Here is a 24,844-nt window from a genome sequence, read left to right on the forward strand (position 1 = left end):
GTCACCTAAACGTAGTATAGTTATTTATACTACGTTATTTTACTGCTATGTTCTAGTCTCATTCATTCAAAAATGCCTCTTTATTAAACAATTCACTCTCTTGCGCTATATTTTCTTTAGCGGTCAATGTTGTTGGTTCAATTTTAAAAACAGAAACAGCTTTTCCATCATGTGTGGAACGATACTTTTCGATCAAACTTCCTGATAATTGATGTTTGTAGTAATTGGGTGTGTATTTGTCAAGTAATTTTTGAAGAACTAAGGCTGATTCTTCAGCGTCCATTACTTTTTCTGCCTTACCAAAAATGACAACACTACGGTATGCTGTATCTGCATGACACGGAACGGGGTCAACTACGGTACCGTATTCATGAAAAAGAGTAAAACAAACAGAAGGCCTTTGAAGTAATAGACTCTCTTTTTTTCCACTTCCCATACCATGAAAATAGATAGCCCCTTTATGCCAAACATAATTGACAGGTATGGCATAAGGAAAATTCTCTTCATCAACCATCGCCACAATGCCTACGCGTGTCTCTTGCAAAAAGGATTCAATCATCGCTTCATCGGTACAGATTCTCTTGTTATAACGAATTGTGTGCATATTTTTTCCTCATTCATAATGAAGGGATTTTAGCTTTACATGTAAAGAAAAAATCCCTCTTTTTTTCTACCAAACGTTGAGTAACCACTCTTTGTTACGTTTATATTCCATATCACGAAAAAGCGTGTTGGCGATCTCTTCGGCAAGCCAAATCGCCCCTGCATACCCCACAACAGGATGACGGTAAAGACCCGCACGATCAAAGGTAGGAAAGCCCACACGTACCATGGGGACATTATTGTCAATGGAGGTAAATCTCCCTTTGGAGTGCCCCATAATGAGATCTAGCTGTAAGCCTTTGTTTTTGATACGATCTTCAAGTTCCCAAAGATCCGCATTGGTAATAATCTCCATATCAAAGTCCACTTTGGATTGAAGATTTTTAATGCGCGCATCTTTTTTGTACCCTGAGTTGTCATCGCCCAAAAGGAGCAACACAGGTTTCATCTCCATATCGATACAAAATTCCGCCAAACCAATGACAAGATCAGCATTGCCGTAAATCGCCACACGTTTATCGGCTAAGAACATATGCGCAAGATCGGTAATGGCATCTATGGCAATACCCCGCTCTTTGACCAACGCCTCAGGGATGGGCTTGCCCGTCATCTCTTTGAGGCGTTGCAAAAAGGTATCGGTATTGCGAATCCCAATAGGCGTAGGTCCGATGATCGCAGGTACTTGGAAATTTTTCTCCAAGTATTTTGCCGCTTTGCCCCCTTCATAACGATTGAGTGCAATCGTGCCAATCGCATCGGCAGTGCCTATCATATCTTCCACCGTCGTATCACCATGAGAGACTTCGCATTGCCCGCTTGGCATTAAAGGAGAGTCAAAACTCTCGATCTCAAACAGAACCGTCGCATCAATCCCCATCATTTTCAAAAGATGTTTAAGGGCTGTTACATCGCCCGGATTCACCCAGCCCGTGATCAGATTGATCTTGCCATTGGGTGTATCCGTTTTCTTTGCAAACGCTTTGAGCATCGACTCAACGGCAACATCATACCCACTGACCATACTGCCTTTAAAGCTGGGCGTATGCACGGGAACGAGATGTACTTCACGCCCTTCGTATTTGTCTTTTAAAAGTCCGTTATTGAGCTTAGTGATGACACCTTCAATATCATCGCCTATGATCTCTGTCGAACAGGTTGTAATAATCGGGATGACTTTAATATCAGGGTAACGCATCAAAAGGACATCGACGGCGGTTTCAACCCTTCCCGTTGCTCCAAAAACGGCACTGTCTTCATGCAACGAAGAAGAGGCGATGTCAAAGTTATCTTTAAAATGTTGCGCAAACAGCATCCGCACAAACATAACGCACCCTTGTCCACCATGAACGATGGCAATACAATCTTTGATGCCAATACTGACGTATTGTGCGCCACACGGCTGACATGTAAAGATCGGGTTAATAATACCCGTACGCTCTTTTGCTCTGAGTTCACATGACATGGTTTATCCTTTGTTAGTATCGAGCAACTGTCAGCTCTTTGTTGAGCGAACCGCTAATCGTGACGTAGTCAATACGTTCTTTAAGCTTTTCTATCAGCACCTTGATACTCTCTTTATCCATTTCCGCAAACCACGCAAAGCGCGCTCTAAAGGCTTCGGCTAAGGAGAGGGCATCGACCCAGTAGCAACGATCTTCGGGCGTCTCTTTTGCCACTTCTTCATCACACAGAAGTTGCTTTGCTTTGCTTAAAACCCCTTCGTTTTGTCTCTCTCTATCCCAAGACCTAGAGTGAAACTGCCAAAGGCAATGTTTCATAATATAATCTTCCATCTGAGCAATCCGAACGCTTTGTGTCGACTGCATTTGCATATTCACTTTTTCATCGCTCATTGTTTTCTCCTTTAAACTGCTGCTGACTCGTGATTACGAGACAATTCAGGATCGTATACTTTGCCTCTTAGTCGTGTCACACAATCAAAATCGCCCGTATACGGTCTTTCGCCCTCAACATTGGCCTCTTCTGGAGTCAGTTTGACATCAGAGATCATTTTACGGGTCATAAAACCTTTATCGATGGCAATCGGATCTTTACTAATATCAATCCCTGAGAGTTGATGAATCGGAGAGAACGCTGCATTGTAAATATCGCGTGCAAAACGTACCCAACCCTCATACCCTTTGTAGGGTCCATTATGATAGGCATGCGCATTGAGGTATTGAACACGGCGTTTTTTTGCCACTTCTCCTGGGCGCATACCCGTAAAGATGACATCAGGTTTGAGTGTTTCCATCGCTTCGATACCCTCTAATTCATTGGGATCATCAATCGCGAGCGTGCCGGGTTGGGCTCGTGCCACACCTTTTTCCATATCGCCTTGGTGACCAAATTTGGTATACAACGAGACGACTTCAACGCCCATCTCTTCATGAATGACGTTTGCCCAGTGCCAGAGTTTTGATCCTCCTGGCCACAAACAGACTTTCACACCCGTTAGACGTTTTTTGTACCAGTCAAGTTCAGGTTTCCATCTGGCAGTCTCTTCATCAATGATCGCTTGTGCGCGATCTTCCAGTCCAAAAAAGCGTGCCACTTTCATCAATGAATCGGAAAGTGGTTCAAATCCAAATCCATCGATGTCAAGTCGTGGAATGCCATACTTCACACGAAGTTCATTACAGATGTATTCAGCCGAGCGTGCACATTCAAGGACATTGAGATGTGCTCCGTGCATGCTACGTAAATCATCGTATGATCCATTGCCTGTAAAACTTGAAAGCACTTGAATACCCATACGTTTGAAGTAATCGCACATCACTTCACAATCGCCTTGAATGTTATAATCCCCAACATAGTTGATGACATAGTCACTCGTAATTTTGGGTTCAACCGTTCCAACTTTTTCATTGATCCACGCGATGTTGATTTTATGATGGCCTCCTGATTGACTAGGACCAGCAAAGCCTGGAGAGTTACAAACAAAGATATCTTTATCAGGCATTTCTTTAAGAACGTCTCTGGTGATCGCTTCCATATCATCCCCAATCAATGCCGATGCGCAGGTTTGATACACGGTCATTCGGTTGATTTCAGGATGCGCTTTAAAGGCTTCAATGATGTTCTTTTTAAGCAAATCGCCGCCGCCAAACACCACATGGGACTCTTTCATGTCGGTCGCATAGGTGTATTTGAGTTGAAAATTGTCATTGTCACTGATGTAACGTTTGGTATGCCATGTGTCATACGTACATCCAACAGGGCCATGACTCATATGAATCGCATCTTTCATTGGAGTTCCAATAACATGTTTGGCTCCACAATACGCACAACCTCGCTCTGAAATGGTTCCAGGGATGGTGAGAAGATGTCCTTCTGGAAGACAAGAAGTAAGATCCTCGCCTTCACCTTTCACAACCGCATGTGATTTTCTCTCTGGAATGCAGGTACTGCATTCAAATTCATGATGTGGCATAGCGGGTTTCTCCTTTTTAATATAGTCAATCATCCCAGCACTTATTGCATGGAGTATTCCTGAGTTAAAAAGTGAAGAAAAGTGGCTATTAAAGGGCTTTAAAAAGATATGAAAGAAAAATAATTGAGGGCATATATACAAAATTGTAAAACAATAGGTTTACAAAATAGTGAAAATGTAAAGCTTACATTTAAAGAAGTTTAGAGTGTAAAAAGTTAAAAGAAAGGAAGTAAAAAGAGTAAACAAACGTAAACATTTACTCTTTAACGGATTCCAAATAGCATTTATAAATGGCTTCGAGTTCGTCGTCTTTGATTTTAAGATCTTTGTTGGTGGTTAGCACAGCTTCTTCCAAAATCTTAATACGCTTGAACATATAGATAAAAAGCTCTTTGTTAATATCAGGGATTTTATTGTGTGCCATTGGGTTTTTATCGCGTCCTTTGTCTATGATACGCGCAGGAACACCTACAGCAGTGGAGTCGTTGGGAATACTTTTTACCACAACTGAATTGGAACCAATGCGGCAATTTTCACCGATGATAATATCACCCAAGATTTTAGCACCCGAACCAATAACCGTATGATTGCCAATAGTAGGATGGCGTTTCACACCGCGATCTAAGCTAACACCACCCAGCGTGACCCCTTGATAAATCAAAACATCATCTCCCACAATCGCTGTCTCACCGATGACCACCCCAAAGGCATGATCTAAAAAGACACGACGACCAATCGTGCTAGCAGGGTGAATGTCAATGTTGGTAATAATCTGTGAAATGCCCATAATAGCGCGAGCAAGGGTACGAAACCCTTTTACATGTAAAGCATGTGCGATGCGGTAATTTGCCAAAGCCCATACGCCTGGATAGTTGAAAAAAAGCTCTATTTTAGAGTTTATGGCTGGGTCATGCAGAATCGGTTGGGAAAAATCTTCTTTAATTTTTTCCCACAAGGAGACAGAGTTCATTGCACATTATCCTCATTATTAATCGTTTTAAGATAGCCGTTGTCATTTAAGAAGAGATAAATCTCACCTAAGATGTGTTTTTTCTCTTTTTCACTGATATTATCTGAAGCTTCAATACGATCATTGAGATTTTCTTGAACCTCTTTGATATCATAATCAAGATCTTCTAAAATATCACTAATACTTTGGGATTCAAGCATATTCTCAATTTTATAGCCATCATCGTCAATGACAATAGTAGCTTCTGTTGGATGAGTAAAAAGGTTGTGTTTCATACCCAATACTTCCTGATAAGCCCCTACTAAGAAAAAGCCTAAGAAATAGTCACGATTTTTAATGTCTACATCATGCAAGAAGAGGGGTGTTTCGGTATTAAACCCAATTTCGCCATCGCTATCGCAGGTAATATCCCATAAAGAGGCGGAACGCGTTGGGACTTCATCCAAACGATCCAAAGGCATGACAGGAAACGTCTGACCAATCCCCCAAAAATCTGGCAAGCTCTGGAAGAGTGAGAAGTTCACCAAATAGCGCTCTTGAACACGGTCTTGAATGTCTAGAATCTCACTGAGTTTTTTATCTGCAACCAAACCAACGGCTTTTTTGATGATCAGATTGACCAAAATTTCGGTGTTGGAACGATCTTGCAGATCAATATAACCCAAATCAAACAAAGTCAGTAAGGACTCCATATGATCAATACTATCATGTAAAAATTCCAGGGCATTTTTACGGTTCATCGTTCCTAAAAGATCATACAACTCTTGAACAAGAGGAGGGTTAACCTCTTTGGGTCTAAGTTTCATATCGGTATATTCTTGCGAGAAAAGCTCCAAAACAGGGGCAACCAATACTGCATGATGCGCGGCTACAAAACGACCTGATTCGATGAAAATATCGGGTTCATGAACCCCTTTTTGTGTCGCAATATCTTTGAGTAAGTACACAACGTCGTTGGCATACTCGCTTAAGGTATAGTTTTTATGAAGCGTTGTTTTATGTTGTGAATACTCAACGGCTAAACCGCCACCAAGATTAATCGCACGAAGATGCGTTGCACCCATGCGACAGAGTTCTGCATAAATATTCCCCGCTTCTCGAAGGGCTTTTTTCAACGGTGCAATGTCGGTGATTTGAGAACCAATATGAAAGTGAATCATTGTAAATTTATCTAGTAAATTGGCATCACGAATCATGTTAACCGCTTCAAGAAGCTCTGTAGAAGTCAAACCAAACTTGGAATTAATACCGCCACTCTTCGCCCAAATACCAATACCTGAGCTATGAAGGCGAATACGAAGACCAATATTGGGCACGCACCCAAAACGATCTTTGGCAATGGAAATAATGCTCTCAAGCTCATTAAGTCCTTCAATCGTTAGCGTAATGTCATGCCCCATTTCCTCAGCAATAAAGCCTAAAGAGATCATCTCATTGTCTTTGAAGCCATTGACCGTAATAGGCGAATCTGGATTGTTGTACGCCATCGCTAAAATAAGCTCCGCTTTACTGCCAGCTTCGAGCCCATAGTGATATTTTTCTCCTAGAGAGACAAGGTTCTTCACAAAATTAGGAAACTGATTGACCTTAAGAGGATAAACCGCACTAAATTTTCCCTCATAGTTAAACTCTTTTTTCGCATCAGAAAAACTTTTGTAAATCATACGGATCTGCTTTTGAATCAGATGAGGAAATCTTAAAAGAATAGGACCACGGATACCATCTTTGCGTATCTCTTGAATAATCTCTATTAACGAAGGCTCACAGCCTGTGTTAACTTTTACTTTACCATCTTCGATAAAAAAGTTATCGTTTCCCCATGTTTTAATGCCGTAGTCCAATGTCTTGCTCCTTAAAAATGCGCAATATTAATAATTTTTTCTTCTTTACTCACAAGATCTTTGATCCAAACACTCTGCTTTGAAAGCTCATCCTCTCCGATACATACGCAAAATTTTACAAAGTTTTTGTCAGCGATTTTAAGATGATTTTTGAGCGATTTTGCATCATAATCGGTGAGGACTTTTTCTGTTTTCCGTTTGCGATCCACCAATTCAAAAACAACATCTAATGCTTCATCACACAAGGCACCGATATAGTATCCCTCACGTTCGATTTCTGGCATTTTTACCAGTTCCATTAAACGCTCAATACCCATTGCAAAACCAACCGCAGGTGTTGATTTTCCATCTAAAAATTCCACCAGACGATCATAACGTCCACCACCAGCGATAGCACTTTGTGCACCAATTTCAGAGCTTACAAATTCAAAGGCTGTTTTGGAGTAATAATCAAGTCCACGAACCAGCTTTGGATTGACCAAATAAGACACGCCAAATTGATCTAAGATACGTTTCAATGTTGTAAAATCATCTTTACATGTAACGCATAAATTCTCGGTAATTAATGGAGCATCTGCAAGCAATGTTTTACAGTGTTCGTTTTTACAATCCAGTACACGAATAGGATTGGTAAGCTTTCTTCTTTCACAATCTTCGCATAACCCTTCACGAGTCTCTAAAAATTTGACCAGTGTTGTGCGATACTGTGGCATACAAGCAGGGCATCCCAAGGAGTTTATTTCCAAGGTAAAACCAATTCCAAGCGCTTCAAACATCGCTTTTAGCATCAAAATAATCGTTGCATCTTCTCTCACATCACCTTCACCAAAACTCTCCGCCCCAAACTGATGAAATTGTCGTAGTCGTCCTTTTTGAGGTCTCTCATACCGAAACATTGGACCGTGATAGAAAAAGCGTCTGTTACCACCTGCTTTATCAAACTTTTGTTGAATAAAGGCTCTTACAATACCTGCAGTGCCTTCAGGGCGCAAACAGACATCGTTTTCACCTTTGTCAATAAACTGATACATCTCTTTACCAACAATGTCGCTGCTCTCACCTACGCTGCGTTTAAAAAGCGCTGTTTCTTCTAAAATCGGCGTTTCCATAAACGAAAAACCATAATTTTGCGCAATACGAGTGCATGTCGCAATAATATATTGATAAATTTCACTTTGTGGGGATAGGGTATCTTTCATTCCACGTAATGCATTAATCATTTAAAAATTCCTCGATTTGTTTATAAATTGTTTCTATTTCGTGCGAAGCATCCACTTCTAAAACCTGAATTGGTAAGGTTTTAACAACGCGACGCATTATATCTTGAATCTGTAACAAATAGCTTACACCACGTTCTTCAATGGCATCATGTACTTTAGCACTTAGCCTTGTTTTTATCAGTGTTTCATTTGTTAAGAAAAGTACCATTTTTTCAGGATAATTCTCTTCAAGAGCCAAACGGTTCATTTGGAGTAAAAACTCACCATCAACCTCACAATGGTTGGCACAAGCATAGGCAATTCCTGATAAAAAACCACGATCACTAATCACTAAACGCTCATTGCGTACGGGTTTAACAACCGTATCATAATGCAATGCTCGATCAGCTAAAAACAAAAAAAGTTCTGCGTTAAAAGAGCCTTTCAGTGCGCCGCCCAACAACATTTCTCGAAGTTTAATTCCCGTAGGTGTTCCACCGGGTTCTTTGGTGGCTAAAACATTATGATTTCTTTGAGCGAACAATGCCACTTGGGTACTTTTCCCCGTCGTATCAATACCTTCAAAAATCACATACATGTAAATCTACTTTGCAAATAAGGTAAGACCATTGGTGGAACTAAATGAGAAACATCGCCACCATGTTTTACAATGGATCGAACGACTGACGAGCTAATAAATGCATTTTTAAGGCTTGGCATCAAATAAACCGTCTCAATTTCACTCCACAATGAAGCATTCGCATAGCCCATTTGGAGTTCAAATTCAAAATCACTCACCGCTCTAAGTCCACGTATCATAACGCGAATATTTTTTTCTTTGGAAAAGCTCACCAACAGATTATCAAAAGGTTCAACTTCAACACCATCCATATCTTTAATGGCAGCTTGCACCATTTCAACGCGTGTATTTATGTCAAAGACAGGGTGTTTCTCTTCAGAGAGTGCTACCGCAACTAAGACTTTGTCAAAAAGCTTTTGAGCACGCTTAATGACATCCATATGACCATTAGTGATGGGATCAAACGTCCCTGGATAGATGGCTACTCTCATGCTCCCTCCCAACGTTGAAAAAGATTATGTTCAATTCCTAAAAGATCAAACCATTTGCCAATGAGAAAATGCTCCATCTCTTCAAGACTAGAAGCCTTGGCATAATAACCAAGCACAGGAGGTGCAATATGGATGCCAAGCATGGAAAGTTTAAGCATATTTTCTAACGCAATTGCCGAAAAAGGCATCTCACGAGGAGCGAGCAGAAGAGGGCGTTTCTCTTTAATCATCACTGATGCCGTACGAGTAAGGAGATTGTCTGCAATACCATAAGTGATCTTAGCAAGCGTATTCATACTACATGGAATAATCGCCATAGCGTCACATTTAAAAGAGCCAGAAGCCGTCACAGCTCCAATATTCTCATCATCAAGTAAAACAGTATTGGCTTCTTTAGCAAAAACTATTTTGGCATGCTCAGAGATAATAACATACTTTTCAATGTCAGAAGGAAGTGCTTTCAGAAAAGAGAGACCAAGTTCAACACCACTGGCACCACTGATGCCTACAATGATGCGCTTCATTCGAGGATTACCGCTTCTTTAGATGATAGAATTTTTGCATTCAAAATTTTGCCTTGTTCTGTTTTAATCTTAACAACATCCCCAATATCAGCATCTTCTACAAGCGTTGCTGGAACTTCTATCACTAAGCCACCTTCTTTTAGGAGGGCTCTTATACTATCTTTTTTTGAGAGAGTTTTTCTCACATCAAAATGATAATCTGCTATAACCTGTCCCTCTTTAATGCTGGTTTTTGTCATCGCATTTTGTGGTATTTCATTTAGAACAGCTCTTGAAGGAATGCCTTCTAAACTCATCCAAATGCTCTCGTAGTCATCGTTTGTGAGGATTTTACCGTTAAGCAAATTACGTTTTGCTTTAAATACAAGCATCTTAGCGTTCATTTCATAAGAAAAATAGAGTTTTTTTTCTCTGTTTCCTACTTTAAAAATTGCGACAAATGAACCACTGTTTTTTTTGAGTGTATTTTCAGGAATGTGCACATCAACCAATTGATAACGTTTAAAGTCCGCAGGGAGTGAAGATTTGGTTGAAATACGCGGTTTTTCATCAATAAGAACCGAGGGAGAAGCTTCTTGAAATTTTTTCAAAAAAGCATCCTCAATTGCGTCTGCCTTGCCCATTAATGTACAATTATGTTTAAAAATAACAACGCCATCACTGCTATCAATCACAGTCACATTGCGATCTGTTAGAGCGGAAACAAGTACATTAGAGTTAATTGAATACTGCATGCGATCTTTTGGAATTTGGACTAAAACAGTATCATCTTTGCCTTGATAGCCAAAAAATGAAGCTTTAAGTTCATCCTGTTCAATACAATAAGTTTTATCAATATAAATTGGTTCTGATGAAAAAAGTGAAGATAAAAAAAGAAGTGAAAATAGAATGGAGCGGGAAACGAGGTTCGAACTCGCGACCCCGACCTTGGCAAGGTCGTGCTCTACCACTGAGCTATTCCCGCAAAACGGACGGAATTCTACCAAAAAAAACCCTTTATGTCAATCTATTTGGACTACAATTGTAGCACAAATAGATTTTAAAGGGCTTAGAGAGCAATTTTATACCTTAAAAATAGTAATCTCTTTCTCTAGTTCTGCTGTTGAGAGATTGAGGTTAGTTGAGACACTCATTAAATTATCAGCAATCTTTTTATTCTCATGGGCAAGACCTGTTGCTGCTTCCACTCCTTGCGTGAGATTATCAATCTCCTTACTGATACTGAGTGCCTTTTCATAGGCTACATTGGTAATCTCTAAACTTTTTGAAGTCTTCTCTTTTGTTTCATTTGCCATTGATGAAATTTTAATGGCATCTTCATTGAGATTAACCACTTTTTGGCTATTTTCTTTGATATTTTCACTGGCACTTGATACACTTTGAACCACAACACTGATGGTAACATCAATTTCGGAAAGTGATTTTTGGGTACGCTCTGCAAGCTTTCTCACTTCATCTGCAACGACAGCAAAACCACGTCCATGCTCACCTGCACGGGCTGCTTCTATGGCAGCATTCAGTGCCAAAAGGTTCGTTTGATCTGCAATATCTTTGATCATATCCAGTACAGAACGAATCTGGGTTGTCTGCTCTGCCAAATCATGCATCTGAGAGGAGATATGTTGTTCATCTTGACTAACACTATTAATGCTTTCAACAATTTGATCAAGCGTTTTAATCATTTCATCGAGCATGACATAATCTTCCTTCATATACGTTGCTGATGTCTCTGAAATATCTCGTGATTCTTGTAATTCACGATTAATTTTAGAGGTAAGTTTTTTAACATTTTCCACAATACGATCTTGATCTTCAGCAAGATCATTAATTTTTTGAGAAGAATTTTGTACATTTTTATTGATTTCAGAGTTGGTTGTCATCGTTAGTTTAGCTTTAATCAAGGCCTGTTGAAGCGTTGAAAGGAGGGTATTAAGATGTTCGCTGATATGCCCAATTTCATCATGGTTAAGGACTTCTAAAGGACGGTTAAGTGCCAAATCCTGTGTGATGTCAGAGAGATGGTCTCCAATACGTCCAATACGTTTGACAATATAACGGCTAATAGATAGAAGAAGGCTAGAAGTAATGGCTAAAACCGCTAGTGAAATAGCAATGACTAAATAAAGATTTTGTTTGAGTTTTGTGCTTATTTCTACACTAATATCTTTCACTCTTTGATTGGTAAATTTTGAGATATTATCAAAACGTTGTGATATATATTTGCAATCTGCCTCAATCTCAACTGCCATATCGCCTATATCTTCACGATTATCTTTGACATACAATGCATAGATACGTTGATATTGTGGTGCAATTTTTTGACTATAACGGTCATACGCTTCATTAAGGTTTTGCTTTAAAGTAGGATCAGAATAAAAATCACTTTTGAGCGCTTTATCAAAAAACTCTTTCATATTTTTTTCAATCATCGGAATATGATCTTTTGCCTGACCAGTAGGTAGAAATTCACTTGTGACATGAATCAGGTCATTTAAAACCATTTCAAAAGTGCTACGTGCCGCGGTAATTTCACTATCGGGCACTACATTTTTTTCATAAATCGTTTCTAATGAGTTTTTACCAATCACACTAGAGTTAATGCTCACATAAGCGAGAATAATCAAACCAAGAACGGTAACAAACGAAATAAAAAGAAGCTTTGTAGAGATTCTAATTTCAGTAAACATCACATACCTTTATTTGGAACATTTCCTTATTTTCATAGCTGCATAATAGCCAAAAAATATTTAAAAGGTCAAGTTTTTTAAACTATTTTTATAAATAAAAAATATTAAAACTAAAGAATCAGAATAACAAAAGTTTAATCTCTTCTCCCGATTCTACATGCGTTGTTGTCTCATCACTGATCCAAAGCGCATTACTGTTTACAAGGGGTTTAACCATGCCTGAACCGTATCTATTGCCATCAAATGCATAAAAAGCTCCCAAATTGTATGTGCCCAAAACAAGGTTTATACGACCTGATTTAACTTTAAAAGGCTCACTGTTTTGTGCATAAATCACTTCAAAATTAAACTTTTTTTGACCTTGAAATTTTTTGAGTACAGGAATGAGAAACAAAAACGCATTGACATAAGCAGCTAAAGGATTTCCTGGCATAGAAGCCACAATTGTCTCTCCCATCTTGCCCATCATCGTCGGTTTTCCTGGTTTGATGTTAATACCATGAAATGAAGCTTTAAAACCATTTATGAGCAGTGCCCGTTCCACAAAATCCGCTTCGCCCATACTGACACCCCCACTGGTCACCAAAACATCATACTGTTTCATTTGTGCAAAATAGGCGGTTGCAGCTTCTAAATTATCGGGAATAACGCCACAATACTGCGCAGCGAAGCCATGCTCGCGCAAAAGAGCCATTAAAGAGAGCGCATTGATATCGTAAATTTCATCTTCGCTTGCAATTTCCCAAGGAGATTTGAGCTCATCACCTGTTGAAAAAACAGCGATAGCAAGCTTTTTATAGACTTCAACCATACTGATACCCTGCGAGGCAAGCAAAGCGATATCCCGTGAACTTAAACACGTTCCTTCACTGAGTAAAAGAGCACCAACGCGTTCTTCTTCTCCTTTGAAACGAAGGGCATTGCCTTTTTTCACATTTGGAGAGAGAATGATTTTATGCTCATCGTATAAAAGACAATCTTCAAAAGGAATAATAGTATCGGCATCATCAGGGACTTTGGCACCTGTCATGATTTTATAGCACTCATTCTCGCCTAAACTTGGTTCAACCACATTGCCCGCTAAAATCGTTGTTTTAATCAAGAGTTCACTTAGCCCTTCTTGGTGTTTAAAGGCAAACCCATCCAAGGCTGCGTTGTTATAAGAAGGGAGATTTTTTTTACATATAATATCTTTGGCAAGTGTTCGCCCAAGAGCTTCAAAGACACTAACCCATACACAATAAGGTTTAGTCGATACGAGATCTTGACTTAGCGCGACTGCCTCATCAAAACTAACCACTTGCCCTTTATTCATTGATTACTCCTCAAGTCTTTCAATATGCGCACCTAAGTGTGAGAATTTACCTTCAAGATCTTCATAACCACGATCAAGGTGATAAATTCGGTGAATTTTGGTTGTTCCCTCTGCCACGAGTGCCGCTAAAATAAGCGCTGAACTTGCTCGAAGATCGGTTGCCATAACATCAGCAGCATTTAGTTTAGCTTTTCCCTCAACGGTGGCACTATGACCTTTAAGTTTAATATTTGCCCCCATACGTGAAAGTTCACTCACGTGCATAAAACGATTTTCAAATAAGCGCTCATCAATGATACTGGTGCCTTTTGCTTGCGTGCATAGCGCCATGAATTGCGCTTGAAGATCCGTTGGAAAACCTGGATATTCAGTTGTTTCGATGTCAGAAGGTAGAATTTTTTCACAAGGATGAATGGTGAGGGTATCGTCTTTTTCATCGACCTTAAAACCCATTTGTTGAAGCTTCAAAATAACTGCATCTAAATGTCTAGGATTAACTTTTTTCAACGTGATTTTTGAATTCGTAATAGCACCTGCGCACAAATAGGTACCAGCTTCTATACGATCCGGAATCACACGAAAATCTTGAATATCTAAGAGCTTTCCACCACTGCCTTGGATGATCAATTTTGAAGTTCCAATACCTTCAATACTCACACCAGACTCAGCTAAAACTTCACACAATTGCACCACTTCTGGTTCTTTTGCAACATTGACCAGTGTCGTTACACCATGTGCAAGTGCTGCTGCCATGATGATATTTTCACTACCTGTCACTGTCACTTTATCAAAACTGATTGTTGTCCCTTTAAGCCCTTTAGGTGCTTTGGCCAAAACATATCCTTGTTTAATTTCAATGACGGCTCCCATTTTTTCCAATGCTTTTAAGTGCAGATCGATCGGGCGCTGACCAATAGCGCATCCACCTGGAAGAGAAACCTCACAGTGTCCAAAACGCGCTAAGAGTGGTCCTAGTGTTAAGATAGAAGCACGCATTTTTCGAACAATATCATAATTGGCACAGGCTGAATTTACCGTTGAAGCATCTACTTCAACAACATTTTTTTCTTTACATGTAAACGTCGCGCCTAAATTTGTAAGCAGTTGCAACAGTGTTTTCACATCGGCGACTTGAGGCATATTTGAAATTGTGATGGGTCGTTTTGAGAGGAGTGTTAACGCTAAAAGGGGAAGTGCGGCATTTTTTGCCCCAGAAATTGAGACAGAACCACTTAGTTTTTGTTTCCCTTTGATCGCCAAATAATACATCATTCATTGTTTCCTTTTAAAAGATTCAGTTATTGTAGTTAAAAAATGATTAAAATTCCTATGAATTTGGGTAGAATTTGAATTACTATGATTGTGAGGAATTCAGATGCTTTTAGAACAGTTTTTGCATGAAACACGCTATCAATCTATTGCTCATCTCTATTTTGATGAAGTAAAATTAACCATTTTAGATCGCGCTAAAAAAGAACATACCTCTTTTCAATCGTTTGATCTTACCAAAGATATCAAATCTGCCCCTCTTGCAGACATACTTTTCATTGAAATAGGCGATGGCAATAAAGACAAACTCAAACTCCTTGTCAGCCTTTTTGCCAAACGTAAACCAATTATTGCTTATCTTTTTGCCGATGATGTGGAAAATAGACTCTTACTCAAATTTGCATTGCATTTTGGAATTACGGACGTTTTACCGCTTAAAAATGAAGAAAATCTCCTCTTCTCGATCTTTTCTAAAAGTCCCAATAAACTCGATGATAAACTTTTCACGTTTCAAAAAATTGAACTTGAAAAGAAGATAGAACATTTTTTTCCTTTTTTAGTGTTCCAAGGTGAAACCCTGACGTATGCGAATGCCAAAGCAAAAATGCTTTATGAAACCAATGACCTGATGGCACTTCAAACGAAAATCAACCGTGATGAGGAGTTATGTGAAGCGCTGAAGGAAGATGGAGATGCACAAGGGAGCATTGTTATTGAAACAGCTTCCGCTGAAAAAGAGATCTATCTTTGTGTCATCAAATCTTTTCCGCAAAGTAGTGAAAAAATTGTCACCCTCATTAATTACGAACCTGAAAGTGAACCTAAAAACTGCTCATCTATTATGAATCGCTTTGATTTTGTCGATAAACTCAAAGATCGTCTTGCACAGCAAAGTGTCACGCAAACGCCTATTTCTCTTATTTTTATTAATATTTCCAATCTTGATAAGCTCAGTAAAACGTTTACCAGTACAACACTCTATGAGGCATTCAAAAATTTGATGCTTCAACTCTTCAAGCTCAAAGAGGAGGGGCAAGACCTCATCCAATGGAGCCCCAATCTTTATATTTTGATGGGTGAAAAAGAGACCTTTGAACACGCTTGCGATCAAACACGGTATATTCAGCAAGAGCTCATCTCGGCAACGGCCAATGAAAAGATAACACCTATTATTCTCTCCTCAGCCTTTCAGATAGAGATGGATGATCTTAACGAAGTCATTGATTACATTGAAAAGATCAATACCAAAAATCTCTTGTCACATGATATTGAAAAAATAAAATATTATGAGCTTGATTACCTTGATAATGTTATTGAAGAACAAGAACAAATTTCTTATTTAATGCACAACTGTGTTAATAATAAAATTCCTATCAAACTGCTCAATATCTACAAAGGTTTGTGTATTAACACCAATTCAGCCATCATAAAAATAGCCCAAGACAGCTACCAAATGAGCTGCGAAAACCTTCAAGGCTACGCGATGCAACTCGAAGGAGAAACCGTCCTTCAAGCACCTAATTTCCCAAAAGACATCAAAGCCGAAATCTCTTTGGTTGATATTAAACGCTCACTTGTCATCATTAAAAACCTCAAGTTTCTAGCCTCAAGTGCCAATAACAGGCAACATACGCGGGTACAAACCAGTGTACGAACACCTGTTCTTATCAAATACGCCCATCGTTCTTCCGCACAAGGCGAGATTATCGACATCTCAGTCAATTCTATTGCGATGAAAGTCACCAAATCTTTCCGTGAAGAAGAGATGATGAACCAATACGTACGACTCAATTTCTCACTTCCATGCGAAGAGGGTGAAAATGGATACGTCATCATGGATATTGAAGCAAAAGTAACTTATATAGGGCACACCGATAAATATACAAAAATTGTTGTAGCTCTCGAAAATTTACCAAAACCATATGATGACTATTTGCTTCGCTACATGTACTCTCGCCAAAAAGAGCTCATTTCAGAAATCAGAAGAGCAACCAAAGCGTATAACTAAATCTTTACATGTAAAGATTTTTAAAGTGTGAAAAGTTTACATGTAAAAGTCATCTGTTTAACCTTTTTGACTCACAAATTAATAAAAATTATGAAATTTTTAATTTTTAATATATAATCAATTGAGCTATAAAAACATCAGATTAAGGGATAGTATGAAAAAAATATTACTATTAATAGGATTACTCACGAGTATGTATGCAATGCCACCTTGCGAATATGAGACCGAACAAGTATGTATGTATTTGTACAAAAGTCCTATGAGTGCAGAAGTAAACGTTATTAATATGACACAAAAAAGAGTTGTTGTTCAAGCAGAAGCAAGGCTAGATAAAGTCTATCGAAAAATAGATAATCTTGTGCTAGAGCCCAATCAAACAATGACTCTTATCAAGACACGATATAACAATTCGTCAACAAAGCCAAGTTACATTTCTAGAAAATTTGCATTCAAATACATCAATTAAAAATAGTTTTGTATTAAAGAGGCGACTTCAAGACTTTCTATTATTTAAGTTACATGTAAAGCCTCAAACTCTCAATTAGAGATGATTAATAATACTTGCATTATACGCCGCTCCAAAGCCATTGTCGATGTTCACAACACTCACACCACTGGCACAGCTGTTGAGCATGGAAAGAAGCGCTGCAACACCTCCAAAACTCGCACCATAACCAACACTTGTTGGTACAGCGATGACAGGTTTATCGACCAGACCTCCGATAACACTTGCAAGTGCACCCTCCATTCCTGCGATAACGATGACCACTTTGGCATTTTGAATGACATCTAAGTGTGCAAACAAACGGTGAATCCCCGCAACGCCAACATCGACAACCTTTTTAACATGATTGCCTAAAATACGCGCTGTTTCATACGCCTCTTCGACCACATAAAGATCTGACGTTCCTGCGGCTATAATGGCGATGTAACTCTCTGGTGGCGTCATGATTTCTCGCTCGATGGTAATCGTTCTCCCCATCACATTGTACTTTGCTTCGGGGGCAATGCCAAGAACAACTTCATAGGCTTTTTCATTGGCACGGGTGATAAGAATGTTATTTTCTCTATCAAGAAGTTTTTGGGTAATTTGAGCAATCTGTTCAGGTTTTTTACTCTCACCATAGATGACTTCCGGATACCCCAAACGAATGCCACGATGATGATCTATCTTTGCAAAATCCAACTCTTCAAACGGTTCTGCTTTGATCTTTTTGAGTGCATCATGAATGCTAATATCACCATTTTTAACCGCTTCTAAAAGCTTTTCTATTCCTTGTCCACACATATCATACCTTTTCCAAAATACTTAATGACTCTGCAACAGAACCATGTCGATAGCCTTCCAGATCTAACGTTACATGTAAAAATCCAAGCGATTTAAGATGCTCCGTTACCTCGTTTAAATGGCTATCATTCAAAAGGCGAATAGCCTCATTTTGAGGCATTTCAATACGTGCTAAACCCTCTTCATAACGAACGCGCATTTGGGGATACCCTTGCGCGATCATATACGCTTCTGCCTCACTTACCATCATGAGAGCTCCTTCTGCAATAGGCTTATCATACGCAAACCGAGTCAATAAACACGCATAAGAAGGCTTATCCCATGTACTCAGTCCAAGTTCTTGAGAAAGAGCGCGAATCTCTTTTTTACTCAATCCTGCATCTAAAAGAGGTGTTTTAATACCAAGTTCTCCAAGAGCAACACGTCCGGGGCGATACTCCAAAATATCATCCACGTTACTACCCTCAGCGATGGCACTAAAATTGTGTTCCGTTGCAAAAGAACCTAAAGAAGAGAATAGGGCGTGCTTACAAAGATAACATCTGTTTTCAGGATTGTGGCGAATGGCATCAATCCAAGGCTTTTTCATCACCAAATGTGAAACACCAATCTCCTGAGCAACTCGCCTAGCATCATTAATTTCCCATGTGGCAATATACGGAGTCGAAACGGTGATAGCCAAAGCGTTAGATCCTAAAACATCGTATGCAGTTTTAAGTAAAAAGCTACTATCAACACCTCCAGAAAACGCCACAATAAGACGTTCATAGGAAGCAATAATCTCTTTTAAATGTTCATATTTTTGAGTCATCTTTTTTATCTTTCATTGCCATAGTTACACTCTCATAAATCTTTAAAATTGGTACATTATGTTTGAGAGCTGCTTGTTTGCACTCTTCGTATTCCGCTTTATATTTGAGCATTTTCCCCTGTAAAAAAACACATTTCACACTAATTTCACCGAAGGGTGTACCAACACGTTTCATCTCACGCTCTAACATAATTTTGTGAACAAGTGAGCGTCTCAGTCCAATGGAAGAAGTCTCAGCAAAAATAATTTCCATCGCTTTTGCCTCTTTTTGTTGACTAACCAAAACGCTTAACTTCACACCCAAACGATTTTTTTTAGTTGTAATAGCGGTTGTATAGACATCTTTAGCACCCGCTTCAAAAAGTTTTTCTTGTACGTATGCAAGTATTTCAGGGCTCATATCATCAATATTGGTTTCTAGTACCACCTCTTCAAGAAGAGCCGCTTCCTCTTCTTCACCCAAGAAAACACGCAATACATTGGGAATTGAAAAATCTTTATGGCCAATGCCATAGCCGATTTTTTCAATTAGCAAAGAGGGCATCTTCTCATAAACATCCACATTGGCTTTAATGATTGCTGCACCCGTAGGTGTCGTTGTTTCAAATGTCACGCGACCTAACGTTACAGGCACATTTTGTAAAATCTCAAGCGTTGCAGGAGCAGGCACAGGAAGCATGCCATGTGTGCATTGCACAAACCCGCCACCAAGCTCAATTTTTGAAGCCATAATCTTCTTTACATGTAAAGCTTCCAAACAGATCGCAGCGCCTACAATATCGACGATAGAATCAACTGCCCCCACTTCATGAAAGCCTACCTCTTGTGGCTCTTTACCATGGATTTTTCCCTCAGCCATTGCCACCATCCAAAACATTTTAAGACTTCGTTCTTTGATGCTTGGAGAAAGGGTACTGTTGTTAATGATCGCTTCAATGCTTTTAAATGTTCGATGTTCATGATGATGTGCATGTATATGCCATTGAGGTGTGAGTTTGACGGTTACTTTTGTTCCACCAATGCCCATTTTACTAGCTTTTTGAATCACGAGTTCAAAGGCAGAGTCCAAAGAGAGTTTTGAGAGTTCTTGTCTAAGATAGGCTTCTTCCACACCCACATCAAGAAGTGCGCCAAGATTCATATCGCCACTGATACCACTCAAACAGTCATAGTACAAAACTCTCATCATCAATCCTTATTTCTATTCTTGACGTAGGTTGCAAAGCAAAGCTCTAAAACCTACGTTAACACTAGGTAATCTTGCGTAGAAAGCCCATGTGCCTTTAGCCCTCTTTATTATTTAACAATTTTGGAACGGTAATCGAACCAAAAGGAAGCACGATAATGCTGGCATTTTCACCTTTTTCTTTAATGGCATCAGCGAGAGCTACATGTAAATCATGGTATGGCTTTAAGTGTACCGCTTTCATCTCTTCATCACTGAGTTCACTCACCGCCCAACTTTGTGCCCAAAGGTTAATCTCCGCCATTTTAGCCGCTTTGTGGTAACCCAGTTTATAGCCACATTTGATTTTATCCAACACCGCTTGAGCTGAATGTGCGGAACTCATGAGTTTAAAAAATCCTTCTTCGCCAATACCAGTACGGCATTTTGCTACCATGATGAGTATACCTTTGTCTTTAAGCGCCAATTTCCCATTGTCAAGTGCTTTTTGAGACTGATAAAGGTCAATGTCCATAGGATACGGAGCAACAGAGATAACAATATCCGCTTTTTGGGGGATATTTACACAAAAAACTTCATCTGCTTTATCAATACCAGCATAGAAGGAATCACTCAAATCACCCGCAGTAACCGCGCAGATGTCGTGGTCGCTATCTAAAACGGTCATAATGGCAAAGACATCAATATGTTGAAGTACGCTCATCGCATCCATCATATCTTCATGTACAGGGTTACCTTTTAAAGAAAGGGCTTGCGCGTTGGGATGAAGCGCTAAAAGATGGTTTTGCTGGATCGTATCGTATGCTGCAACACCGGGTAAAAACGCTTTTCGTCCACCTGTGTAGCCTGCAAAATAATGTGGTTCAACCGAACCAATGGCACACACTTTTTTAGCTTCCGCTACGATTTTATTGAGATACATCTCTGTCCCATTAGTCGATTTGCCAAGGTAAACCATTGCATCATTGTGCGAATCATGGCTCCAAAGGCGATTTTTTGCTTTGAGATCTTCGTATATCTCTTTACCTAAGATAAAATGCCACTCTTCCTCTGTGGGTGCTCTATGACACCCCGTTGCAACAATAAAATAAATATCTTTATCTTTAATTTTGGGATAGATGCGCGCAAGCACTTTTCGCGTTGGAGTAGGGCGCGTACCATCATTGACAATAAAAACGATACGTTCATTGGTATCACTAAAATGATCAAAACTCTCCTTCCCAAGAGGATTGGCTAAGGCATCATCAATCGCTTTATTGTAATCAATTTTGGGAACACCATTTGGATTATATACACCTACCAACTGTTTATCGTTAATATCCAACTCAAATTTTTCGTCCTTTCCATAGCCCACACTAACTTTCATACATTATCCTTTATCACCGTTTATATATTTTGAAACTCTTCGTATTAAGTCAACTACACACATTATCTAACCAACAAAACAATATAATCTTTAATGTGTGATATTTTATCACCGTTAAAACAAAAAAAAGAAAAATTTATCAAAAAAACTCTGAGACAAAAATTCTAAATAGATTTTGATAAAATTTTAATAGTAAAAGAACACAAGAGAGCCTAGCGGCTCTCATTTTCATAATGAAGGTCTATGAGAACACTTCGTATTGTGCACGACCCATTTTGTAAAGATCTGCACCAAAGGTATCATTAATAACCGTTAAAGGAAAATCAACGACTTCAAGTCTTCTGATGGCTTCAGGGCCAAGTTCTGGATAGGCAATCACTTCGGCTTTTTTAATTTGACGTGCGAGAAGTGCACCCGCACCACCCGTTGCACCAAAATAAATGGCTTTTGATTTAACACATGCATCTAAAACTTCTTGGCTACGTTTACCTTTACCAATCATACCTTTAAGACCTTGCTCATTGATAAGTTTTGGTGAGTATGAGTCCATTCTGTATGACGTTGTAGGACCTGCACTACCGATTGGATCGCCTGGTTTTGGAGGAGTTGGTCCAACAAAATAAATTACTGCACCTTTCATATCGAAAGGAAGTGCTTGTCCTGCATCTAAAAGATCAACTAATTTTTTGTGTGCTGCATCACGTGCTGTATAGACAACACCTGTTAAATAAACAATATCGCCCGCTTTAAGTTGTACTACATCTGCTTCACTAAGTGGTGCTGTTAAATGATAAGTTTTGCTCATAATTTTCTCCTTATAGCTTGATATGCATGTGACGTGAACTGTGGCATTGAACGTTAACGCTCACTGGCAAGCTCGCAATATGGCATGGGTTTTTCTCAATATGAACGCCAAGAACTGTATTTGTCCCACCCATTCCCATAGCACCAATACCTAAGTTATTAAGAAGAACCATTAACTCTTCTTCCATTGACTCCAAAACTGGATCTGGATTTTTGCTTCCAAGTTCTCTAAAGAGAGCATGTTTTGAAGAGATAACCGCTTTTTCAAAGGTTCCACCAATACCAACACCGACAGTTAATGGAGGACAAGGATTTGGACCTGCATCTGAAATGACTTGTTTAACGTATTCAACAATACCTTTTCTTCCTTTTGCAGGAGCAAATACGGTTGCGCGAGAAACGTTTTCAGAACCGCCACCTTTTGCAGCATATTCAATGTCTAATACATCCCCTTCAACAAGGTCAAAGTGAATCACCGCTGGAAGGTTGTAACCGATTTCATCTTTTAAGTTTGCACGGGTGTCCCAATGACAGGTAGACGCTCTTAAGTAACCCTCTTTATAGCCTTGTTCTGTTCCCTCGTTGATCGCTTTTTTCAAACTACCACCAACAACCTTAACATCTTCACCGACTTTGACAAAAAAGACGGCTAAGCCCGTATCTTGGCAAAGAGGTCTTGCTTCATTGGCTGCGATGTCCGCATTGTCCAAAATTTGTTTAAGAACTTGTTTACATACTTCACTTTTTTCAGTTTTGTATGCATCTTCCAACGCTTTGTAAGCATCTTTTGGCAAGTTGGTTGCACTATAAAGGATCATATCCTTTACACTTTTGACGATCTCTTCGTACTTAATTTCTCTCATTTTTCATCTCCGAAAAAGTTAGTTTTTGTCACACACATAGTACTAAGCGTAGAGGTGCAATGTTCAATTTTACATTTAAAAGGAGGGCACCTCTACAGATCTTTACATGTAAAGATCTGTAAAAGTGTACATCCCACAAAGGGGATGTACCTTATAACATTATACAAAAATGAATACGCCTAGAAGTAAAACGGCAAGATAAATCACAGCAAAGAGTGCACCCAATGCCCACCAACGTGCTTGTGAAATATAACCAGCACCGTACCAAATTGGAGATGGACCTGTACCATATGGAGTGATAATACCCATAATACCTAGACTTCCTGCGAAAAGAATCAAAAATGCTGGTAATTGCTCAGGAGCAATAAATTTAACAGCGATCAATGCAAAGACAGGAACCAACGCTGAAACATGTGCTGTAACGCTTGCAAAGAAATAGTGTAGCAAGAAGAATACAACAAGCATAGAAATCATCAATGTCATTGGAGGAAGACCTGTTAGAGAAGATTCTGCTAAGGTACCAATCCATTTAAGGATGCCTACTTTGGCTAAACCACCGGCAAGTGCAACAAGAGTGGAGAACCATACTAAAACGTTCCAAGCACCTTTGTTACCAATAATATCATCCCAAGAGATTACGTTACAAAGAACCATTAAACCAACAATAGAGATCGCTGCGGTTGTAGCATCAATATGCAATTCTTTACCGAAAATCCAAAGAACGAGTGCTAGCACAGCAAACAACAACATCATAATCTCTTTAAATGAGATAGCTCCCATTTTTTTAAGTTCATTAGCAGCCCAAATTGGTGCTTCTGGAGATTTTTTTTGTGTTGGAGGATATACGATGTATGCCAACAATGGAGTTAATAAGAAAAGAGGTAACATCAATGGAATCATGATTTTTGCCCATGCTCCCCATTCAATGGTCACTTTTGCACTTTTAGCAATAAGGTCAATCGCTAAAAGATTTGGAGCAAGTGCTGTCAAGAACATAGAGCTTGTCACACATGTTGCAGCCATTGCTACCCAAGTAATATATGCACCAAGTTTTCTTGGCTCATTTTCGGGAGTAGAGTTAAAGATTTGTGGGATGTTGATCGCGATAGGGAAAATCGTACCACCACTTCTTGCGGTATTTGATGGCATAAATGGAGCAAGAAGGAGGTCAGCAAATGCCACAGCATAGCCAAGACCGAGTGAACTTTTACCCATAAATTTAACCATGATAAGAGAAATTCTTTTACCAAGACCTGTTCTTTGATAACCTGCAGCGAACATAAATGCGGCAAAGATCAACCAAATAATAGAGTTGGAAAAGCCAGAAAGTGCCCACTTAATACCCTCAGCAGGTTTGGGATCAATAATGCCCAGTAAGGCAACTAAACACACACCAATCCAACCAACAAGTGCAGCAGGGACTGGTTCAAGAACAAGACCTACAACAACTCCTAGAAAAATTGCTAAAAAGTGCCATGCATTAACACTCAATCCCTCAGGAGCAGGGATAAACCACACAACTAACACTACCAATACTGGGATCAGCATGGATATTGCTTTTTTCGACATCGCGAAACCTCCATCAATAAATTTTACTCAACATCTC

At 39.3% G+C, this 24,844-nt stretch carries 23 protein-coding genes and 1 tRNA gene; 2 read left to right on the forward strand and 22 right to left on the reverse strand.

Annotation, left to right across the window (positions count from 1 at the left end; all coding sequences use genetic code 11):
* Nucleotides 1-58 precede the first annotated feature (58 nt).
* From FA584_RS07340 to murA, 15 genes are all read right to left on the reverse strand, one after another.
* A complete protein-coding gene (locus tag FA584_RS07340; protein WP_087438704.1) occupies nucleotides 59-604 on the reverse strand; it encodes a pyridoxamine 5'-phosphate oxidase family protein in 546 nt (181 codons plus the stop codon).
* Nucleotides 605-670: 66 nt separating this feature from the next.
* Nucleotides 671-2,065, reverse strand: a complete 1,395-nt coding sequence (anfK, locus tag FA584_RS07345) for a Fe-only nitrogenase subunit beta (RefSeq protein ID WP_087438705.1) — start codon at nucleotides 2,063-2,065, stop codon at nucleotides 671-673.
* 13 nt (nucleotides 2,066-2,078) lie between these two features.
* On the reverse strand, nucleotides 2,079-2,456 hold the full coding sequence (anfG, locus tag FA584_RS07350) for a Fe-only nitrogenase subunit delta (protein WP_202819546.1): 378 nt from the start codon (nucleotides 2,454-2,456) through the stop codon (nucleotides 2,079-2,081).
* A gap of 11 nt (nucleotides 2,457-2,467) precedes the next feature.
* Nucleotides 2,468-4,036, reverse strand: a complete 1,569-nt coding sequence (gene anfD, locus FA584_RS07355; RefSeq protein ID WP_087438706.1) for a nitrogenase iron-iron protein, alpha chain — start codon at nucleotides 4,034-4,036, stop codon at nucleotides 2,468-2,470.
* A gap of 256 nt (nucleotides 4,037-4,292) precedes the next feature.
* On the reverse strand, nucleotides 4,293-5,006 hold the full coding sequence (gene cysE / locus FA584_RS07360) for a serine O-acetyltransferase (RefSeq protein WP_087438707.1): 714 nt from the start codon (nucleotides 5,004-5,006) through the stop codon (nucleotides 4,293-4,295).
* Entirely contained in the window at nucleotides 5,003-6,847 is a 1,845-nt protein-coding gene (gene speA / locus FA584_RS07365) for a biosynthetic arginine decarboxylase (protein ID WP_087438708.1), read from the reverse strand. Before speA ends, cysE begins: the two co-directional genes overlap by 4 nt.
* An 11-nt stretch (nucleotides 6,848-6,858) precedes the next feature.
* Complete coding sequence (hisS, locus tag FA584_RS07370; protein ID WP_167749018.1) at nucleotides 6,859-8,067, reverse strand: histidine--tRNA ligase; 1,209 nt, start codon at nucleotides 8,065-8,067, stop codon at nucleotides 6,859-6,861.
* A complete protein-coding gene (gene tmk / locus FA584_RS07375) occupies nucleotides 8,060-8,644 on the reverse strand; it encodes a dTMP kinase (RefSeq protein WP_087438710.1) in 585 nt (194 codons plus the stop codon). The genes hisS and tmk overlap by 8 nt, the downstream gene beginning before the upstream one ends.
* Complete coding sequence (coaD, locus tag FA584_RS07380) at nucleotides 8,635-9,117, reverse strand: pantetheine-phosphate adenylyltransferase (RefSeq protein ID WP_087438711.1); 483 nt, start codon at nucleotides 9,115-9,117, stop codon at nucleotides 8,635-8,637. Before coaD ends, tmk begins: the two co-directional genes overlap by 10 nt.
* Nucleotides 9,114-9,641 carry a UbiX family flavin prenyltransferase gene (locus FA584_RS07385; protein ID WP_087438712.1) on the reverse strand — a complete coding sequence of 176 codons (528 nt, stop codon included), beginning with the start codon at nucleotides 9,639-9,641 and terminating at the stop codon, nucleotides 9,114-9,116. Before FA584_RS07385 ends, coaD begins: the two co-directional genes overlap by 4 nt.
* Nucleotides 9,638-10,375 (reverse strand): flagellar basal body P-ring formation chaperone FlgA, encoded by a 738-nt coding sequence (gene flgA / locus FA584_RS07390; RefSeq protein WP_167749019.1) that lies wholly within the window; start codon nucleotides 10,373-10,375, stop codon nucleotides 9,638-9,640. Before flgA ends, FA584_RS07385 begins: the two co-directional genes overlap by 4 nt.
* Nucleotides 10,376-10,530: 155 nt before the next feature.
* Nucleotides 10,531-10,605, reverse strand: a tRNA-Gly gene (locus FA584_RS07395).
* 97 nt (nucleotides 10,606-10,702) lie between these two features.
* Entirely contained in the window at nucleotides 10,703-12,328 is a 1,626-nt protein-coding gene (locus FA584_RS07400) for a methyl-accepting chemotaxis protein (RefSeq protein ID WP_088437376.1), read from the reverse strand.
* A 118-nt stretch (nucleotides 12,329-12,446) separates the two neighbouring features.
* Entirely contained in the window at nucleotides 12,447-13,643 is a 1,197-nt protein-coding gene (locus FA584_RS07405) for a molybdopterin molybdotransferase MoeA (protein WP_167749020.1), read from the reverse strand.
* A gap of 3 nt (nucleotides 13,644-13,646) precedes the next feature.
* Nucleotides 13,647-14,915, reverse strand: a complete 1,269-nt coding sequence (gene murA / locus FA584_RS07410; protein WP_087438716.1) for a UDP-N-acetylglucosamine 1-carboxyvinyltransferase — start codon at nucleotides 14,913-14,915, stop codon at nucleotides 13,647-13,649.
* A 103-nt stretch (nucleotides 14,916-15,018) separates the two neighbouring features.
* Here murA and FA584_RS07415 point away from each other — a divergent pair, with 103 nt between their 5' ends.
* Together FA584_RS07415 and FA584_RS07420 are read left to right on the forward strand one after the other, a co-directional pair.
* The gene (locus FA584_RS07415; protein ID WP_167749021.1) at nucleotides 15,019-16,920 is read left to right on the forward strand and encodes a pilus assembly protein PilZ; all 1,902 of its coding nucleotides are present in this window, start codon (nucleotides 15,019-15,021) and stop codon (nucleotides 16,918-16,920) included.
* A gap of 154 nt (nucleotides 16,921-17,074) precedes the next feature.
* On the forward strand, nucleotides 17,075-17,386 hold the full coding sequence (locus FA584_RS07420; protein WP_088437377.1) for a hypothetical protein: 312 nt from the start codon (nucleotides 17,075-17,077) through the stop codon (nucleotides 17,384-17,386).
* Between the two features lie 75 nt (nucleotides 17,387-17,461).
* Here the strand turns inward: FA584_RS07420 and larB are convergent, their stop codons facing one another.
* The 7 genes from larB to FA584_RS07455 all read right to left on the reverse strand — a co-directional run bounded on the left by larB (nucleotide 17,462) and on the right by FA584_RS07455 (nucleotide 24,807).
* On the reverse strand, nucleotides 17,462-18,208 hold the full coding sequence (gene larB / locus FA584_RS07425) for a nickel pincer cofactor biosynthesis protein LarB (RefSeq protein WP_167749022.1): 747 nt from the start codon (nucleotides 18,206-18,208) through the stop codon (nucleotides 17,462-17,464).
* A 1-nt stretch (nucleotide 18,209) separates the two neighbouring features.
* Nucleotides 18,210-19,019, reverse strand: a complete 810-nt coding sequence (larE, locus tag FA584_RS07430) for an ATP-dependent sacrificial sulfur transferase LarE (protein WP_167749023.1) — start codon at nucleotides 19,017-19,019, stop codon at nucleotides 18,210-18,212.
* On the reverse strand, nucleotides 19,003-20,205 hold the full coding sequence (gene larC / locus FA584_RS07435) for a nickel pincer cofactor biosynthesis protein LarC (RefSeq protein WP_167749024.1): 1,203 nt from the start codon (nucleotides 20,203-20,205) through the stop codon (nucleotides 19,003-19,005). Before larC ends, larE begins: the two co-directional genes overlap by 17 nt.
* Nucleotides 20,206-20,302: 97 nt before the next feature.
* The gene (locus FA584_RS07440) at nucleotides 20,303-21,571 is read right to left on the reverse strand and encodes a lactate racemase domain-containing protein (protein ID WP_167749025.1); all 1,269 of its coding nucleotides are present in this window, start codon (nucleotides 21,569-21,571) and stop codon (nucleotides 20,303-20,305) included.
* 241 nt (nucleotides 21,572-21,812) lie between these two features.
* A complete protein-coding gene (locus FA584_RS07445) occupies nucleotides 21,813-22,376 on the reverse strand; it encodes a Fe-S-containing hydro-lyase (protein WP_087438722.1) in 564 nt (187 codons plus the stop codon).
* A 10-nt stretch (nucleotides 22,377-22,386) separates the two neighbouring features.
* Nucleotides 22,387-23,238 carry a fumarate hydratase gene (locus FA584_RS07450; protein ID WP_087438723.1) on the reverse strand — a complete coding sequence of 284 codons (852 nt, stop codon included), beginning with the start codon at nucleotides 23,236-23,238 and terminating at the stop codon, nucleotides 22,387-22,389.
* Nucleotides 23,239-23,397: 159 nt separating this feature from the next.
* A complete protein-coding gene (locus FA584_RS07455) occupies nucleotides 23,398-24,807 on the reverse strand; it encodes a DASS family sodium-coupled anion symporter (protein ID WP_087438724.1) in 1,410 nt (469 codons plus the stop codon).
* Nucleotides 24,808-24,844: the final 37 nt, after the last annotated feature.

The organism is Sulfurospirillum diekertiae (genome assembly GCF_011769985.2).
In the GTDB taxonomy this organism is placed as follows: domain Bacteria; phylum Campylobacterota; class Campylobacteria; order Campylobacterales; family Sulfurospirillaceae; genus Sulfurospirillum; species Sulfurospirillum diekertiae.

Excerpts from the sequence above, each read along its gene's own strand:
- FA584_RS07340 (WP_087438704.1), bottom strand. The coding sequence starts at position 604 with ATGCACACAATTCGTTATAACAAGAGAATCTGTACCGATGAAGCGATG.
- anfK (WP_087438705.1), bottom strand. The coding sequence starts at position 2,065 with ATGTCATGTGAACTCAGAGCAAAAGAGCGTACGGGTATTATTAACCCG.
- anfG (WP_202819546.1), bottom strand. The coding sequence starts at position 2,456 with ATGAGCGATGAAAAAGTGAATATGCAAATGCAGTCGACACAAAGCGTT.
- anfD (WP_087438706.1), bottom strand. The coding sequence starts at position 4,036 with ATGCCACATCATGAATTTGAATGCAGTACCTGCATTCCAGAGAGAAAA.
- cysE (WP_087438707.1), bottom strand. The coding sequence starts at position 5,006 with ATGAACTCTGTCTCCTTGTGGGAAAAAATTAAAGAAGATTTTTCCCAA.
- hisS (WP_167749018.1), bottom strand. The coding sequence starts at position 8,067 with ATGATTAATGCATTACGTGGAATGAAAGATACCCTATCCCCACAAAGT.
- tmk (WP_087438710.1), bottom strand. The coding sequence starts at position 8,644 with ATGTATGTGATTTTTGAAGGTATTGATACGACGGGGAAAAGTACCCAA.
- coaD (WP_087438711.1), bottom strand. The coding sequence starts at position 9,117 with ATGAGAGTAGCCATCTATCCAGGGACGTTTGATCCCATCACTAATGGT.
- FA584_RS07385 (WP_087438712.1), bottom strand. The coding sequence starts at position 9,641 with ATGAAGCGCATCATTGTAGGCATCAGTGGTGCCAGTGGTGTTGAACTT.
- flgA (WP_167749019.1), bottom strand. The coding sequence starts at position 10,375 with ATGCAGTATTCAATTAACTCTAATGTACTTGTTTCCGCTCTAACAGAT.
- FA584_RS07400 (WP_088437376.1), bottom strand. The coding sequence starts at position 12,328 with ATGTTTACTGAAATTAGAATCTCTACAAAGCTTCTTTTTATTTCGTTT.
- FA584_RS07405 (WP_167749020.1), bottom strand. The coding sequence starts at position 13,643 with ATGAATAAAGGGCAAGTGGTTAGTTTTGATGAGGCAGTCGCGCTAAGT.
- murA (WP_087438716.1), bottom strand. The coding sequence starts at position 14,915 with ATGATGTATTATTTGGCGATCAAAGGGAAACAAAAACTAAGTGGTTCT.
- FA584_RS07415 (WP_167749021.1), top strand. The coding sequence starts at position 15,019 with ATGCTTTTAGAACAGTTTTTGCATGAAACACGCTATCAATCTATTGCT.
- FA584_RS07420 (WP_088437377.1), top strand. The coding sequence starts at position 17,075 with ATGAAAAAAATATTACTATTAATAGGATTACTCACGAGTATGTATGCA.
- larB (WP_167749022.1), bottom strand. The coding sequence starts at position 18,208 with ATGTGTGGACAAGGAATAGAAAAGCTTTTAGAAGCGGTTAAAAATGGT.
- larE (WP_167749023.1), bottom strand. The coding sequence starts at position 19,019 with ATGACTCAAAAATATGAACATTTAAAAGAGATTATTGCTTCCTATGAA.
- larC (WP_167749024.1), bottom strand. The coding sequence starts at position 20,205 with ATGAGAGTTTTGTACTATGACTGTTTGAGTGGTATCAGTGGCGATATG.
- FA584_RS07440 (WP_167749025.1), bottom strand. The coding sequence starts at position 21,571 with ATGAAAGTTAGTGTGGGCTATGGAAAGGACGAAAAATTTGAGTTGGAT.
- FA584_RS07445 (WP_087438722.1), bottom strand. The coding sequence starts at position 22,376 with ATGAGCAAAACTTATCATTTAACAGCACCACTTAGTGAAGCAGATGTA.
- FA584_RS07450 (WP_087438723.1), bottom strand. The coding sequence starts at position 23,238 with ATGAGAGAAATTAAGTACGAAGAGATCGTCAAAAGTGTAAAGGATATG.
- FA584_RS07455 (WP_087438724.1), bottom strand. The coding sequence starts at position 24,807 with ATGTCGAAAAAAGCAATATCCATGCTGATCCCAGTATTGGTAGTGTTA.